The 15926-nt window shown below is 62.7% G+C and carries 10 protein-coding genes; all 10 read left to right on the forward strand.

Annotated features, from left to right (window positions below; translation table 11 throughout):
• Window positions 1–120: 120 nt before the first annotated feature.
• The 10 genes from CCX46_RS10845 (at window position 121) to CCX46_RS10895 (ending at window position 15925) form a co-directional block, all read left to right on the forward strand.
• Window positions 121–729, forward strand: coding sequence for a lytic transglycosylase domain-containing protein (locus CCX46_RS10845; protein ID WP_127926647.1), 609 nt, complete (start codon window positions 121–123; stop codon window positions 727–729).
• Window positions 730–930: 201 nt separating this feature from the next.
• A complete protein-coding gene (mnxG, locus tag CCX46_RS10850; protein ID WP_127926648.1) occupies window positions 931–6765 on the forward strand; it encodes a manganese-oxidizing multicopper oxidase MnxG in 5835 nt (1944 codons plus the stop codon).
• 296 nt (window positions 6766–7061) lie between these two features.
• Window positions 7062–8984, forward strand: coding sequence for a YncE family protein (locus tag CCX46_RS10860; protein ID WP_127926650.1), 1923 nt, complete (start codon window positions 7062–7064; stop codon window positions 8982–8984).
• A 14-nt stretch (window positions 8985–8998) separates the two neighbouring features.
• Window positions 8999–9649, forward strand: a complete 651-nt coding sequence (locus CCX46_RS10865) for an SCO family protein (RefSeq protein ID WP_095120160.1) — start codon at window positions 8999–9001, stop codon at window positions 9647–9649.
• On the forward strand, window positions 9646–10266 hold the full coding sequence (locus tag CCX46_RS10870) for an SCO family protein (RefSeq protein WP_127926651.1): 621 nt from the start codon (window positions 9646–9648) through the stop codon (window positions 10264–10266). The genes CCX46_RS10865 and CCX46_RS10870 overlap by 4 nt, the downstream gene beginning before the upstream one ends.
• Window positions 10267–10275: 9 nt before the next feature.
• Window positions 10276–11826 carry a cytochrome c/ABC transporter substrate-binding protein gene (locus CCX46_RS10875; RefSeq protein ID WP_127926652.1) on the forward strand — a complete coding sequence of 517 codons (1551 nt, stop codon included), beginning with the start codon at window positions 10276–10278 and terminating at the stop codon, window positions 11824–11826.
• A 15-nt stretch (window positions 11827–11841) separates the two neighbouring features.
• Window positions 11842–12603: a peptidylprolyl isomerase gene (locus CCX46_RS10880; RefSeq protein WP_127926653.1), complete on the forward strand. Its 762-nt coding sequence runs from the start codon at window positions 11842–11844 to the stop codon at window positions 12601–12603.
• Window positions 12604–12822: 219 nt separating this feature from the next.
• Window positions 12823–13353, forward strand: a complete 531-nt coding sequence (locus CCX46_RS10885) for a response regulator (RefSeq protein ID WP_007919379.1) — start codon at window positions 12823–12825, stop codon at window positions 13351–13353.
• A gap of 81 nt (window positions 13354–13434) precedes the next feature.
• Window positions 13435–15141, forward strand: a complete 1707-nt coding sequence (locus tag CCX46_RS10890; RefSeq protein ID WP_102902838.1) for a GspE/PulE family protein — start codon at window positions 13435–13437, stop codon at window positions 15139–15141.
• Window positions 15122–15925, forward strand: coding sequence for a hypothetical protein (locus CCX46_RS10895; protein ID WP_127926654.1), 804 nt, complete (start codon window positions 15122–15124; stop codon window positions 15923–15925). Before CCX46_RS10890 ends, CCX46_RS10895 begins: the two co-directional genes overlap by 20 nt.
• The last annotated feature ends 1 nt before the right edge of the window (window position 15926 follow it).

The raw sequence follows: 15926 nt of genomic DNA on the forward strand, positions 1-15926 counted from the left end.
CTGAAACCCTTGTAATCAGGGCATCTCCAGAGTCGGCACAGTGCTTGCGTATGGCTCAAGCGTGATCGGCCATTGGGGCATTTCCCCCAATTTATCGGGGTCGATCCGGGGAGGCCCGACATGAAATTTCTCACCGGCGGATTGCTTGGTTGTGTGCTGCTCAGCAGCGCCGCGCAGGCCGATGTGTTCATTTCGGTGGATGCCAAGGGCAGCTATGTACTGTCCAACGTTCACCGGCCCGGACGCACCTACGAACGGGTGATCCACGAGGCTGAAATGCCTGTGGCCAGCCTCGATCAGCAGCCGCAAATGATCGCCAATCAGCCCTACGCAGAACTGGTTTCGGCAGCCGCCAAAGTCAACCAGTTACCCGAAGCGCTGCTGCACGCAGTGATCAACGCCGAATCCCGTTACAACCCCGGCGCCACCTCGCCCAAAGGTGCGGGCGGACTTATGCAGTTGATGCCCGACACCGCACGCGAGCTGGGCGTGACCGACGTCTACGACCCCAAGGCCAACATCCAGGGCGGGGCCAAATACCTCAAGCGCCTGATGACCCTGTTCGACAACGACATCGCCCTCGCCGTAGCGGCCTACAACGCCGGGCCAGACGCGGTGCTCAGCCGTGGCCGGGTGATTCCGCCGTTCGCCGAAACCCAGCGATATGTACCGAATGTGTTGCGTCAGTACCGGCGTTTGCAGGGCCTGGCGATGGACGCGCCGTTGTGACCCCTAACCCGGTTTCCCCCACTTTCGGGGCAAACCGTGGAGGCCCGAAAAGTGGGGAAAACGGGTGGGGAATATCCCCCGGATTTTCAAGTGGCCGCAGTAACTGATTGAACGCTAATGCAATTTTTTGTGGCACGCGGATTGCTCCGAGGCATTTGTCGAGAAGTGTTCCCAAGAGCACCCACTACGAGGTTACTGATCATGGCTGGCTTTCCTCACGCTCCGTCCCTGATTAACTGGCTGCTGATTCTGGCCTCGATGCTCAGCGTCGAGCTGGCCGGCGCGGCCGTACGTTGCGAGCGCAACCTGGTGGCCAACGTCGTCGCTTTCGATCAGCCACTGATGTTCAACCGCCTCGGCGCGCAGAACATCAACGGCATGATGTTCGCCCTGCGCCGCGATGTGGTCGATGAACATGAGCAGTCGCTGGCTTACGGCGGCGCCGCAGTGCCGGGCAAAGTCTCGTTGCGCCCGGACAAGCGTCCACGGCCATTGGTGTTGCGCGTGGCCGCCGGCGATTGCCTGACAATCAATTTGCAGAACCTGCTCGACTATCAGGCCAACCCGAACAAGCACTTTGAAAACGAGGGCGAAGAAGAGGGCGCGGAAAACGCCAACGGCGCCGAAGACTTCAAAGTCGATGAGCAGGTGGCGGATCGTCACGTCGGTTTCCAGGTCAATGGCCTGCAAGCGGTGAACAGCATCGATGACATTTCTTCGTTCACCGGGCGTAACGCCAACACCCTTGTGCCTCCCGGCGCGAGCCGTTCCTACACCTTGTTCGCCGAACGTGAAGGCGCATTCGCCGTCAGTAGCCGTGGCGCAACGTTTGGCGGCGAGGGCGCGGCCGGCAACGTTGCCAACGGTCTGTTCGGCCAGGTTGTCGTACTGCCCAAGGGCGGTCGCACCTATCGCAACACCCTTACCGAAGAAGAAATGCGCCTGGCCACGACTGGCCGCGCACCCACCGGCCAACCGATCGTTGATTACCAGGCGCGCTACCCACAGCGCGAACCGTGGTTGCGTGAAGGCAAGGCTGGCACGCCGATCATCGGCATGGTCGATGGCAATGAAATCATTTCCAGCGAGAGCGATGCGATTGTCATGGGCAGCAACGCCGACGGCAGCTTCCCATCCAGCACCTATCCGCTGGAATCGGTCGGCAAACGCAACCCGGCAATCCCCAACCGCCTCGAAGCGTTCCGCGATTTTGCCTCGCAATTCCAGGATGAAACCGCCGCCACTCAAGCATTCCCGGCGTACTGGGCTGATCCGGTGATGGCCCATGTGCTGGAGCCGACCCGCGACTCGTTCATGATCAACTATGGCTCCGGCGGCATGGGCGCCGAAGTGGTCGCCAACCGCTTGGGCGTGGGGCCGATGCACGACTGCCTGTCGTGCGCCTATGAAGAATTCTTCCTCAGCTCGCACACCGTCGGCGATGTGGCGATGCTGGTGGATGTGCCGGCCAACACCGGGCTTGAGAACATCGCCCCCGGCCAGATACCGCGCGCCGATCAGATCGGCGTGAAAGCCACCATGGCCCTGTATCCGTCGGAGCCGTCGAACGTCAACCACAGCTACATCGGTGACTTCGTCAAATTCCGCAATACCCACAATGGCCACGAGCAACACATCTTCCACCTGCACGGCCATCAGTGGCTGTTCAACCCCAACGACGACAATTCCGATTACGTCGACGCCCAGGGCATCGGCCCGGGCGCCGGTTATACCTATGAAATCGCCAACGGTGGTTCGGGCAACCGCAACCGCGTGGCCGGCGATGCGATCTATCACTGCCATTTCTACCCGCACTTCGCCCAGGGCATGTGGGCCATGTGGCGGGTCCACGATGTGTTCGAAGAAGGCACTCGACTCGACGTTTCGCAGCAGGGCGCCGACGGCTATCACAGCGAACCGTTTGCCTTGCGCAGCGGTAAACCGGCGGCCGGCGCACGCGCCTTGCCTGACGGCGAAATCGTCGCCGGCACACCGATTCCGGCGATTGTGCCGCTGCCGGGCAAAGCCATGGCGCCAATGCCCGGCAAAGTCGTGGTGGTGCCAAAAATCGGCGAAACCCTGGTCGCCGGCAATGATGACGACGATGACGAAGAAGAGGGCGATGACGACGGTGAGCACCATGGTGGCAACGCCGGCGGTCAAGCCATCGGTTCACTGGCGCTGGTCGATCGCAGCGAAGCCAACCGCAACGCCGACGGCAGCCTGAAAAACCCTGGCTATCCGTTCTGGATCGGCGGCATGGAAAGTTCGGTCGGCCAACGTCCGCCAACCCCGCCGCTGGACATGCTCGACGCCGCCACCGCGCAATCGCTCAAGGCCAGCGGCAAAGCGCTGTGGGCCAACCTTGACCCGGCGCAGTCCGGCGGTTGGGATGGCGGTTTGCAACGGCATGCACTGGATGGCGTCTCGGCGGGTGGCGAAGCGCACACCGTCACCACTTCGCTGGACTTCTCCAAAGAAGTCACTCGCGCCAAACCAATTTATCTGCCGGAAGAAGGCACCGAAGTCGAACAGGCTGCGATGGCCTTCCACGCGAAAAAAGATCACCCAAGCTACGCCTTGCTGCCCGGCAATCAAGTGGTGGCCAAGGCGTTCCGCACCAACGGCGCCTTGCCAATGGCCGGCGCGCCGTACTACGAGCCGTGCATGGACGATCGGCAAAAACGCCTGACCGCCAGTGCCGGCACTGGAGAGTTCGCCAGCGGCGAGCGCATCGACGGCATGTCCTTTGTCGGCGCTTCGACTTTCACCGCCGACCGCCCACGGATCTACAAAGCCGCCAACATCCAGTTCGATGCGGTGTACAACAAAGTCGGTTATCACTTCCCGCAGGCACGCATTCTGGCGCTGTGGGAAGACGCCTGGCCGGTGATCACCAAGCAGCGTCCGCCAGAGCCGCTGGTGATGCGCATGAACACCTTCGACTGCGTGCAATACCAGCAAACCAACCTGGTGCCGGCCACCTATGAGATGGACGACTATCAGGTGCGCACGCCGACCGATGTGATCGGCCAGCACATTCACCTGCCCAAGTGGGATCTGACCTCGGCGGACGGCTCGTCCAACGGCTGGAACTATGAGGACGGCGTGCTCTCGCCCGGCGCCGTGCAGGAACGCATTCATGCGATCCGCGAGTTCAATCAATGCGCCAGCACTGACCCGCGCGACGGCACCCAGGCTTGCCCGAAAGCCAAGAACCATCCGTTCTTCGGCCAATACGGGCGCGCCGATTGGCTCGGTGCGCGCACGGCGATGCAGCGCTGGTTCGTCGATCCGGTGGTCAACGCGAAAGGCGTCGATCGCGGCCTCGGCACGATCTTCACTCATGACCACTTAGGCCCATCGACGCACCAGCAGATTGGTCTGTACGCCACCGTTCTTGCAGAGCCGGCCGGTTCCACCTGGTTCCACGCCGAAACCGGCGAGCCGTTGTACAGCGGCGCGCGTCAGGACGGCGGGCCGACGTCGTGGCAAGCAGTGATCAACACCGGTGACCTCGATGGCGACGGCAAGAACGACAGCTTCCGCGAGTTCTTCCTCGAGTACAGCGACTTCCAGCACGCCTATGAAGCTGGCGTCTACGTCGGTGCCGGCCCTAACGGTGTACCGAATGCGCAGGCGTTCCCGGCCACCGCCGACAGCTTCCGCTACGCAATCAACCCGCCGGTGCGCAACAACGCCAGCAACCTGCTTGAAGGCGTACTGGAAGTGCAGGGCGGTCAGGTCCCGGGCTGCCCGAGCCGGCCATGTCCGCAGGCGATCTCGGTGGATGACCCGGGCATGTTCGTCGTCAACTATCGCAACGAACCGCTGGCCCTGCGCGTGTACGACCCGAACAAGGTCGGCCCGGACGGCAAGCGCGGCATGCAGGCCGACGGCCTCGGTGGTGATCTGTCGTTCGCCATGCAAAGCCGCACCGACCGCGCAATTCCGGCGATGAACCTGGCGCCGAATCTGCTCACCTCTGCGACCGGCCCTACCGGCGGCACCACGTTGTTCCCGCCACACATCAACAAGGGCGGCGCCGAACCGGGCGATCCGTTCACACCGATGCTGCGCACCTATACCGGCGACAACGTGCGGCTGCGGGTGCATGCCGGCGGCCATGAAGAAGAGCACAACGTCACCCTGCACGGTGTGAAATGGCTGCAGAGCGGTTCCGGTTTCGGCAACAGCTCCAACTCCGGCTGGCGCGCGTCGCAAATGATCGGCATCTCCGAGCAGATGGGCTTCATTGCGCCGGTGTCGATGCTGTCCAGTTCGGCGGCGACCACGGGCGACTATCTGTACTCGATGGACGCTTCGATCGAAGGCTACTGGAGCGGAATCTGGGGCGTGATGCGCAACTACACCGCCAAACGCGCCGACCTGTTCGCCATCCCGAACAACCCGAGCCCGGCGGGCATGCGCAATACCGTGGCGTTCGAGGGCAGTTGCCCGCGCTATGGCGCCAACCCTAACGGCATTGGCACCCGGCCAACCGTGCAGCGCAACTATGAAGTGGTTGCGGCGCTGGCCAATGACATCCTCGGCAATACGCTGGGCCTGACCATCGGCGATCCCGAAGGTCTTGGCCAGCATGTCGGCGGGCCGCTGAATCCAGCGGGCGGCACCCTGGTGCTGAACTCGCGCACGGTGAGCATTCCACAAGTCACTGTGACCGATCCGGAGGATGGCGAAACCATCACCATCGGCGGGCAGAGCGGGCCGCTGCATGATCCGACCGCGATTCTGTATGTGCGCAAATCCGATCTCGATCCGGTCAGTGGCAAGCTCAAACCCGGCATCCCGGTCGAGCCGTTGGTGCTGCGTGCGGCGGCAGGGGACTGCCTCAACATCACCCTGGAAAACCGTCTGCCGAGCGTGATGCCTGACTTGACCCAGACTGCCGTGATGCAAGGCATGGTCAAACGTGATCGCAACAGCGGTCTGGGCTCGACCACCTTCAGCAACAACCTGATGCGGCCGTCCAGCCACGTCGGCCTGCACGCTCAGTTGCTGGCGTACGACATCACCAAATCCGACGGCGCCAACGTCGGCGCCAACCCGATCCAGACCGTGCCACCGCGTGTCGGCAGCAGCGGCGCGTACCCGACCCGTACCTATCAGTACTACGCCGGGCATCTGGAGCGTGAAGGCAAACCGGTGACTCAACTGGGCCGCAGTGTCGACAACATCAACGCCACGGCGGTCGAGTTCGGCGGCTTGAACATCACCCCGGCGGACGTGATCAAGCAGCCGCAAAAAGGCCTCGGTGGTGCGATGAGCATTCTGCCGATCGGCGCGACCTGGGTTGACGATGCACGCAAGGTCAACGCCACGGTGACGGCGCCTGGGCAGACCAGCTACCGCGACTTTGCGATGGTCTGGCACAAGGCGTTGAACACCCGTTGGGCCAATGGCCGGCCGGTGGAAGGGATTGCCGCTGAGGGCTTCGGCGTGCCGACTGATCCGCAGGACAACTCGAGCATGGCGATCAACTACAAGACCGAACCGCTGTGGTATCGCTTCGGCCTCGCCCCGGATGCACCGTTCGGGCATGCCGATGGCGCGGGTTATGGCGATATGGTCAATGCGCACATGGCCTACAGCAATGCGCTGGTCGGCGGCGATCCGCAGACGCCGGTGTTGTATGCCAAACCGGGGCAGCCGTTGCGGACGCACATCCTGATGCCAAGCGGTGGCAGTCGTGGCACCACGTTCCAGCTCGATGGGCATGTCTGGTCGGTCAACCCGTTCCAGGCCGAGAAGAGCGATGTCGGTGGTTATCCGATGGGTTCGCCGGGCGTGGGCTCGGTGCGCTTCGGCTACAACCCGATGTCGATGTACATCGGCGCCCACGAAAGCATCCTGCCGGCCGCGCACTTCAGCTTCATGATTCCGAGTGCTGGCGGCAGCAATGCGATACCGGGGGATTACCTGTTCCGCGACTACGGCGCCTACGGCAATACCTCCGGGTTATGGGGACTGCTGCGGGTGACCAACGAACCGGAACCGGCACCGCAGGGGCAGTAGCAGAACGGCAATGTCCCGGTGGATGCAAATCCCTTGTGGGAGCGAGCCTGCTCGCGAATGGGAGCAACCCGGTTTTCGAGGGTGTGGCGCAAGACGCCTTCGCGAGCAGGCTCGCTCCCACAGTGGGCAGTGGTCGCAGTGAGGGAGTGGGATGGATGCAAATCCCTTGTGGGAGCGAGCTTGCTCGCGAATGGGGGCAACTCGGTTTTTAAGGGTGAGGTTGAAGACGCCTTCGCGAGCAGGCTCGCTCCCACAGGGATCGCGTCGTTTGGTTTGAATGTGTAGGGGAGGATGATATGAACAGGATCATCAACATCATCGGTATTTGCACCCTGGCCGTGGCCGGGGCGTTGTTGACGCTGAGCGAGATTGCGCTGGCGCAAACCGGCGGTGGGCAGACGCTGGCCCGCGATGGTGTGGCGGTGGATTTCAACCTCAAGCCACTGGCCGCCGACGGCACACTGCGTGAAGGCGAATTCGCCGATGTGCAGTTCCGCGTCACTGACGGCGCCTCCGGCCAGCCGTTGTCCGGGGTAGCGCCGGGCGCCTGGGTCGATCCGCAAACCCTCGCCGCCGACCAGGCTCAGGGCCGCGACCAAAGCTGCAAAGCCCGAGTCGGCGTGTTCCTCAAGTCCAACATCGGCGCGCGGCCGTTGCTCGACCTCAACAGCTATTTCCTGCTGGTGATGAACCGCGACGCCAGCATCGCCGTGGTCGATCCGTCTGTGTCAGTGGGCGGCATCACCAGCACCCTCGCGCGGATCGAACTCAAGCAACCGCCGATGGATTGGGTCACCCCCAAAGACAACAAACGCGTATTCGTCTCGATGCCGACAGCGGGCGAAGTGGCCGTCATCGACAGCGAACAATTCAAGGTTCTCGATTCGATCAAGGCCGGCAGCCAACCGGTGCGCGTGGCGTTGCAACCGGATGAACGCCTGCTGTGGGTCGGCAACAACGCCAGCAAGGCGCAAGACTCCGGCGTGACGGTGATCGACACGCAAAGCCTCAAATCCCTCAAACATCTGCCGACCGGTCGCGGCCACCACGAAATCAGCTTCAGCAAGGACAGCCGCTTCGCCTTCGTCAGCAACCGTGACGATGGCACCGTCAGCGTGATCGACATCGCCAGCCTGAACATCGTCCAGCAGATCAAGACCGGCTCCCACCCGTTATCCGTCGCTTACTCGCCATTGTCCGGCGCGGTCTACGTCGCCGATGGCAAAGACGGCACCGTCACCGTGATCGACGCTAGTACTCACGCCATCCGCCGGGTGATCAAACTGCAACAAGGCCTCGGTCCCATGGGCTTCAGCGCCGACGGCCGCTTCGGTGTAGTGCTCAACACCGTGGAAAACCGCGCCAGCATCATCGACGCCGCCACCAACATAGCCATCCATGATCTGGACGTCAGCGCCGAACCCTACCAAGTGGTGTTCACCCAGGCCTACGCCTACATCCGCGGACTCGCTTCACCGAAAGTCACCATGATCAACCTGTCCTCCCTCGGCGAAGGTCGCCAGCCGATCAGCCAGGGTTTCGAGGCTGGCCCGCAAGCGCCGCGCCTGGCCGGGGATTTGCCGCTGGCCTCAAGCCTGGCAGTGTCGCGCGATGACAACGCTGTGTTCGTGGTCAACCCGGTCGACAACACCACCTATTTCTACGCCGAAGGCATGAACGCGCCGATGTCCGGTTACCCCAACCGTGGCCAGATCGCCCGCGCCGCCATGGTTATCGATCGCAGCCTGCGCGAAGTCTCGCCGGGGCTGTACAGCGCGCGGGTGAAGCTGCCGGCGGCGGGGCGCTTTGACGTGGCGTTTCTGCTCAACCAGCCAAACATCATTCACTGCTTTACCGCGCAAATTGATCCTGACGGCAAACAGCAAAAACACCTCGGCCAGCCGAAAGTCGTGTTCCTCCTCGACAAGACTGCCGTGGCACTCAACGACCCTTACGTCGTGCGCTTCCGCATCGTTCAAGGCAAAGACAAAACCCAGCGCAGCGGCGTGAAAGACGTGCAACTGCGCTACTACCTCGCGCCCACCTCGCACCCGCGTGAAGTGGCGGCGCGGGAAGTCGCCGACGGCGTGTACGAAGCGCCGATCACCCTCGACCGCAGCGGCGCCTGGTATCTGCATGTGCGTGCGGCCTCGTTGGGCGCCGGTTTCGATGACAAGACCTTTGCCAGTGTTCGGGTAGCCCCCGGCCAGGCCCGTTGAAGAGGAGTTTCGACATGAACCGATTTGCATCCACTGGCCTGCTGACCCTGTGCCTGTTGAGCCTCGGCATTCAACACGCCAACGCCCACTCGGCAGACGAACACGCCGGACACAAAGCCCCGGCCAGCAACACCCAGGAACATGCCCAGGTGAAATTCGCCAACGTGCCGCTGCTTGATCAAAACGGTAAAACCGTGCGCCTCGAACAAGACCTGGTGCAGGGCAAAATCGTCGTCATGAGTTTTATCTACACCAGTTGCACGACGGTGTGCCCGGTGGTCTCGTCGATCATGGGCAAGGTGCAGAAGCAGCTCGGTGCGCGCGTCGGCGAGGAAGTGCAACTGGTGTCGATCAGCATCGACCCACAGCGCGACGACCCGAAACGCCTGCAGGACTATGCCCGTACCTTTCAGCGCGGGCCGGGCTGGAGCTGGCTGACCGGTTCGCCACAGTCGATCAATGAAACCCTCAAGGGCCTCGGCAGTTTCAGCGGCGACCTGAAGAGTCATCAACCGCTGATCCTCGTCGGCGACGGCGACAGCCGCCACTGGATGCGCTACTACGGCTTCACTGATCCGGCGCTGCTGGCCAAGGAAGTGGAAAAACTCAGCGGCCTGCGCACCCACGCCAAACACACCGCCATCGCCATGGAGCAACAGCCATGAGACTGCTCGACTGGATCTCCCTGACCGTGTGCTTCTGGATTCTCGGTAACGTCGCGTTCGCCCACGAAGACCACGTTTCAGAACCACCAGCCACGGTTGCCGCCGCGCCGGCCAAAGGCACTCACGACGCGAAAACCTGGTTCACCGACACGCCGTTGCAGGATCAGAACGGCGAGACGTTGCGCTTCTACAGCGATGCGCTGCAAAACCGCATCGTTCTGCTCAACGTGATCTTCACCAGTTGCAACGATGCCTGCCCGCTGATCACGCAAAAGCTCAAGGAAGTCCGCGAGCTGCTCGGTGACAAGGCACAGGACATTACCTTCATTTCCCTTACCAGTGACCCGCTGCGCGACACGCCAGCGGTGCTCAAGGCTTACACCTTGAAGCAGGGTTCCGATGACCCTCATTGGCTTTTTCTTACTGGCGACAAAGCGCAGATGGACCTGGTGCTGAGCCGCATCGGCCAGATCGTGCCGACGCCCGAGCAACACTCCACGCAGTTGATCGTCGGCGATGTCGCCAACAAACGCTGGAGCAAGATCCGTCCCGATGCCCCGGCCGCCGCCATTGCCCAGCGCTTGCAGTTGCTGACAATGCCCGTGGCTGGCCGTTGAGTCCGCGCCATGAACCTGAGCCGCGTCCTCGCCCTGATCCTGCTCGCTGGCGTCAGCCTTGGCGCGAGCGCTGCGCCGCTGACACCCGAAGAGGCGGCGGGCAAACGCTTGTACCGCCAAGGCCTGTCAGCCAGTGGCGAAGCGATCATGGCGCGGGTCGGCGCGGCGGATGTGTTACTGCCGGCGACCAGTCTGCCGTGCGCCAATTGCCATGGCGCCGATGGCCTCGGTCGACCCGAAGGCGGGGTGCGTCCGCCGCCGCTGAACTGGGCGCGACTGACCAGCACCTACGGCCAGCAGCAGGTCAACGGGCGCAGCTATCCGGCCTACAGCGAAAGCACTCTGGCCATTGCCATCGAGCAGGGTCGCGACCCCGGCCACAATCGTCTCGACCCGAGCATGCCGCGCTTTCTGCTGTCGATGAAGGATCAGCGCAACCTCACCGCCTATCTGAAACGCCTCGCCGATGAACGCGACCCCGGCCTCGATGCCGAGACTTTGCACCTGGGCACCTTGCTGCCCAGCCAAGGCCCATTGGCCGAGGAGGGCGCGACGGTGGCAGCTGTGCTCAACGGCAGTGTCGCGCGGATCAACCAGGCCGGTGGCATACACGGCCGGCAGTTGCGGTTGACGGTGATTGATCCCGGTCCGGATCGGGCCAGTGCCGAGCAGGCATTGCAGCGTTTGATCGAGCAGGAACAAGTGTTCGCGTTGATCGCACCGCTGGCACCGGCCCTCGACGGCGAACTGGCGAACCGGCTGGAGCAGTCCGGCGTGCCACTGATCGGTGCCTTGTCGTTGCTCGGGGCGATGCAGGCCAGTCCGCAGATTTTCGAGCCGTTGCCGGGTTTGCGCGAGCAATTGATCGCCTTGGCCGACTACGCCACGGCCAGCCTGCGCGTGCTGCAAGGGCCGACGCTGATCGCCTATCCCGATGACCCGTTGCAAGCGCAAGCGGCGGCGACCCTCGCTCAATACCTACAGGATCACGGCTGGCAGAAAGTCCTTCTGCAAGCCTACGACCCGGCAGCAGAAGCTTTGCCGCTGGGCTCACGATCAGTGTTCTATCTGGGCAATGGCGGCGGCTTCAGTCGTCTGGCGACGCGGTTGCAAAGCGCCGGGCAAGTGCCGTATCTGTTCGCCGCTTCAAGCCAGGTGGCCGGCGATCTGCTGCAAGTGCCGGACGGATTCACCCGACGGGTGTTTCTCGCCTATCCGTTCGTGCCCAGCGACTGGACCCAGACCGGGCGCATGGCCCTGACGGCGCTGCGCGAAGGCCAAGGCCTCGGCGCCGAGCATGCGGTGCTGCAAGTCGGCGCCTACACCTCGATGTTGCTGCTCAGCGAAGGCATGAAACAGGCCGGCCGCGACGCCAGCCGGGAAAAACTGGTGACGGCGCTGGAAGGCCTGCACGACTTCGACACCGGCCTGACCCCGCGCCTGAGTTTCGGCCCCGGCCGACGCCTGGGCTTGAGCGGCGCGCATGTGGTCACCGTGGACTTGCCGGATCAGCGCTTTTATCTGGTCGCGCCTTATAAACCGATTGTTGCCAGCCCCTGAATGGAGGGCTCGATCATGAAGCTCACAACGCTGATAATGCTGCTGACCTGCTGGCTACCGCTCGCGTGGGCCAATAACGAACCGGCCGTGGCACGGGTCAACGGCGAGGAGATTTCCGGATTTCGCTTCGAGCGCTTTTTCGCCGAATACCTGGAAGATCAGGGCCGCGCCGTGGCCAGCATTCGTAGTCCCAAAGCCTATAAAGAGCTGCGTCAGGCAGCGCTGCAAACGCTGATCGACAAAGAACTGCTGTGGCAGGAGTCGCAAAAGCGCGGTGTGCAGATCGACGATCAAGTGGTGCGTCAGCAAGTCGAGCAGACCCGCAGTGCCATCGGCGGCACGGATAAATTCGTCCGGCGCTTGCAGGACGCCGGTTTCGATGAGGCATCCTTCACCGAGTACACCCGCCGCGAACTGGCGGCGCAGCGGATGTTCGCCGAACTGATCCGCGCCAATACCTTGCAACCGCGCCACCTGTTGATCCGCGTGCCCGTGCAAGCGGATGCAGCCACAGTGGCTGAAGCGCGTCTACGCTTGTTGCAAATGCGCGCCTCGATTGTCAGCGGGGCGAGTTTCGCCAGCGAACCGGTGCGTTCACCGTTTGGCTGGCATGTGATTTATTTGCCGAACCACCTGGAGGCCGCCGATGTCCCAGATTCGCAGGGGCTGGATACAGTCAGGGCACAGCTCGCCCGACAGCAACAGACCCAGGCTCGTCGTCAGGTGCTCGCGCAATTACGAGTGCAGAACAGGATCGAACGAATTGACGACGACTGAAGGTTCCCCCCCAATAGTGGGGAATGGCTTCGATGCCCATTCAGGTGCTTCCCCGTTTCTGGGGAACGGGGTACCGGGACGAGCGGGCATTGTCATTAAATTCAAGGACATGAAGACGTAAAATCACCGGCACTCAGCCTGGCATGAAGTGTGCGTTACCGATGGTAAGGCGCACTCTCAGGGCGGGGTCATCGGACCTGCTGTTTCAAGGAGTCGACCTTGGTTAACAAAGTACTGGTTGTCGAAGACGAACAGCTGCTTGCACAGAACCTTCAGGATTATCTGTCGGCGCAGGGGCTGGACGTCCGGATTGCACATGATGGAGCGACGGGTATCGGTTTGGCCGAAACGTTCGCCCCCGACGTGCTGGTGTTCGATTACCGCTTGCCCGATATGGAAGGCTTTGAGGTGCTCGACGCGGTCCGCCAGAACAGGACGTGTAATTTTGTGCTGATAACAGGTCACCCCACCGCTGAAGTCTGTGAGCGGGCGCGGCAACTGCAAGTCAGCCACATCCTGTTCAAACCGTTTCCATTGGCGGAACTGGCCCGAGCTGTCTGCGACCTTCTGGGCATCAAGCGCGAAGCGAAACCCGGTGCGAGCCCTTCCGAGGGCTTCGTCGAACGACGCCAGAGCAGGACCGAGAGCTTCCCGTTGCAGTTGTACGATGGCAGTTGGGTGTTGGCGGATCGGCGACGGCAGTCGCAATCCATGGCGCCGGACGACGATCAAATGCTCACCGGGGAGTAATGGCGCGATCAGACGTTCCGGCACTTGCCGCCAAGGTTTGCCGCGCCGACAGGGCTCTAAGCCCCGGTTGGAGAGCAAGCCATGGAACGTCTGTCCGTTGTCGTCGAACCGCTGCTGGCCGAATGCGCCCCCGAGCGTTTTTCCAGTGAACAGCTTGCCCAGGCCCGGGCGCGGGCCGCCACCTCCGGCGAACGCGTCCTCGAAGCCCTTGGCGTACTCTGTGAACTGGCGCCGATGCCGTTCATTCACACCCTCGGCGCCACCCTGCATTACCCGGTGCTCGACACCGACAGCCTGTTTCAAGCGACGCCGGTGTTCGACCGGGTCACCCTCGCACAATGCCTGAAACGTGAATTCATCCTGCTGCGCCACAACGACGAAGTCATCGGCGTGTTTGCCGACCCCTTCGACCCGGCGCGGCTGGCCTGGATCGACGATTGCCTGCACGGCGCGCCGCTGCATCTGGTCCACGCCGATGATCTCAAGGCCTATCTGGCCCGCCACGAAGAAAGCTTCCACGCGGTCGAATCGCTGAACGCCCAAGGCGACACCCACAACGAAATCGACACCCTGCAAAGCCTGTCGCTGACCAGCATCAGCGAAGACGCCAGCAGCGTGGTGAAACTGGTCAACTCGACCCTCTACGACGCGCTGAAAATGCACGCCAGCGATATCCACCTCGGCACCACCGGCCACGGTCTGGTGATCAAGTACCGCATCGACGGCGTGCTCAACAACATCAGCAAAGTCCAGGGCAACGAGTTTGCCGAGCAGGTGATCTCGCGGGTCAAGGTCATGGCTGAGCTGGACATCGGCGAAAAACGCGTGCCGCAGGACGGTCGCTTCAAGATCGGTATCAGCGGCCGTCAGATCGACTTCCGCGTGTCGATCATGCCGAGCATTTTTGGCGAAGACGCGGTGCTGCGGGTGCTGGACAAACAGGATCTGGCCGACAAGGTCTGCGGCGTGCAATTGCAGGCACTGGGCTTTGAAGACGAAACCCTGCGCCAGTTGCGCCGCCTCGCCGCCGAACCCTACGGCATGGTCCTGGTGACCGGCCCGACCGGCAGCGGCAAGACCACCACGCTGTACGCGATGATCACCGAGATCAACCACGGCGTGGACAAGATCATCACCATCGAAGACCCGGTCGAATACCAATTGCCGGGCGTGCTGCAAATCCCGGTCAACGAGAAAAAAGGCCTGACCTTCGCCCGAGGCTTGCGCTCGATCCTGCGCCACGACCCAGACAAAATCATGGTCGGCGAAATCCGCGACCCGGACACCGCGCAGATCGCCGTGCAGTCGGCGCTCACCGGTCACCTGGTGTTCACCACCATCCACGCCAACAACGTTTTCGACGTGATCGGCCGCTTCACCCAAATGGAAATCGACCCGTACAGCCTGGTCTCGGCGCTCAACGCGATTCTTGCCCAGCGCCTGATCCGGCTGGTGTGCGCCAGTTGCAGCGCGCCGGTCAACCCAAGTGATGAAGAGCTGCGCGCCTCGGGCCTCGATCCGCAGAAAGTCGACCATTACCACTTCGTTCACGGCAAGGGCTGCGGGCATTGCCGGGGCAGTGGTTATCGCGGGCGCACGGCGATTGCCGAGTTGCTGCACCTCGACGACGAGCTGCGCCAGATGATCGTCGAGCGCCAACCGATCAAACAAATCAAAGCCCTGGCCTGCGCCCGTGGTTTGCGCCTGCTGCGTGAATCGGCGCTGGAGCTGGTGGAACAAGGTCGCACCACGCTGGAGGAGATCAATCGTGTCACTTTTATTGCGTGAGCGTTTTGTCGCCGTGCTCGGCGCCAGCGGTGTTGGCTTGGGTCAGCGGCGTGGCAGCGACACCCTGTGGCTGGGCAGCGTCGGTTACATCGACGAAGGCTTCCAGAGCTACGCGGTGGCGCTGGACACCCTCGATCGCCTGCTCGGTGAACACGCCCGTGCCGGTGCCGAATTGAGCGTGGTCATCTCCGGGCACTTCAGCCGTTTCTGCCTGGTGCCGTGGAGCGCGCAGATCAGCAGCCCGGAAGAACTGCGTGGCTTTGCTCAACTGTGTTTCGAAGACTTGTTTGGCGCGCCGACCCAGCCGTGGAGTCTGGTGCTGTCCGCCGAACCGGCCGGTTACGACCGCATCGCCAGCGCCTTGCCGCAGGACTTACTGGAACGCTTGCGCACGCTGGTCAGCGCTCGTGGATTGCGTCTGCGCTCGGTGCAGCCGTACCTGATGGCGGCGTTCAACCGCTTCGATAAAAGCCTTGATGCCGGCGACTTCTTGTTCGTCGTCGCCGAGCCGCAACGCAGTGTGTTGTTGCTGGCGAGGGAAGGGCGCTGGGCCGGCGTGCGTTCGGTGGGCGGCAGCGACAGCGATGCCGCGTTGAATGCCCTGATCGGTCGCGAACGCCAGCTGCAAGCCTCGACGAGCGAACGCGCGTTCAACGTTTATCTGCATGCACCGGCGCGCCTCGATGCGCATCCGGACGTGGCGGGTGTGCAACTGCGCACCCTTGAAGACGACGCGATGAACGTGCGTGACGGCTTGTACGTCATGTCCCGGGCGGTGGCCTGAC

Source organism: Pseudomonas sp. RU47 (assembly GCF_004011755.1).
Classification (GTDB): Bacteria; Pseudomonadota; Gammaproteobacteria; order Pseudomonadales; family Pseudomonadaceae; genus Aquipseudomonas.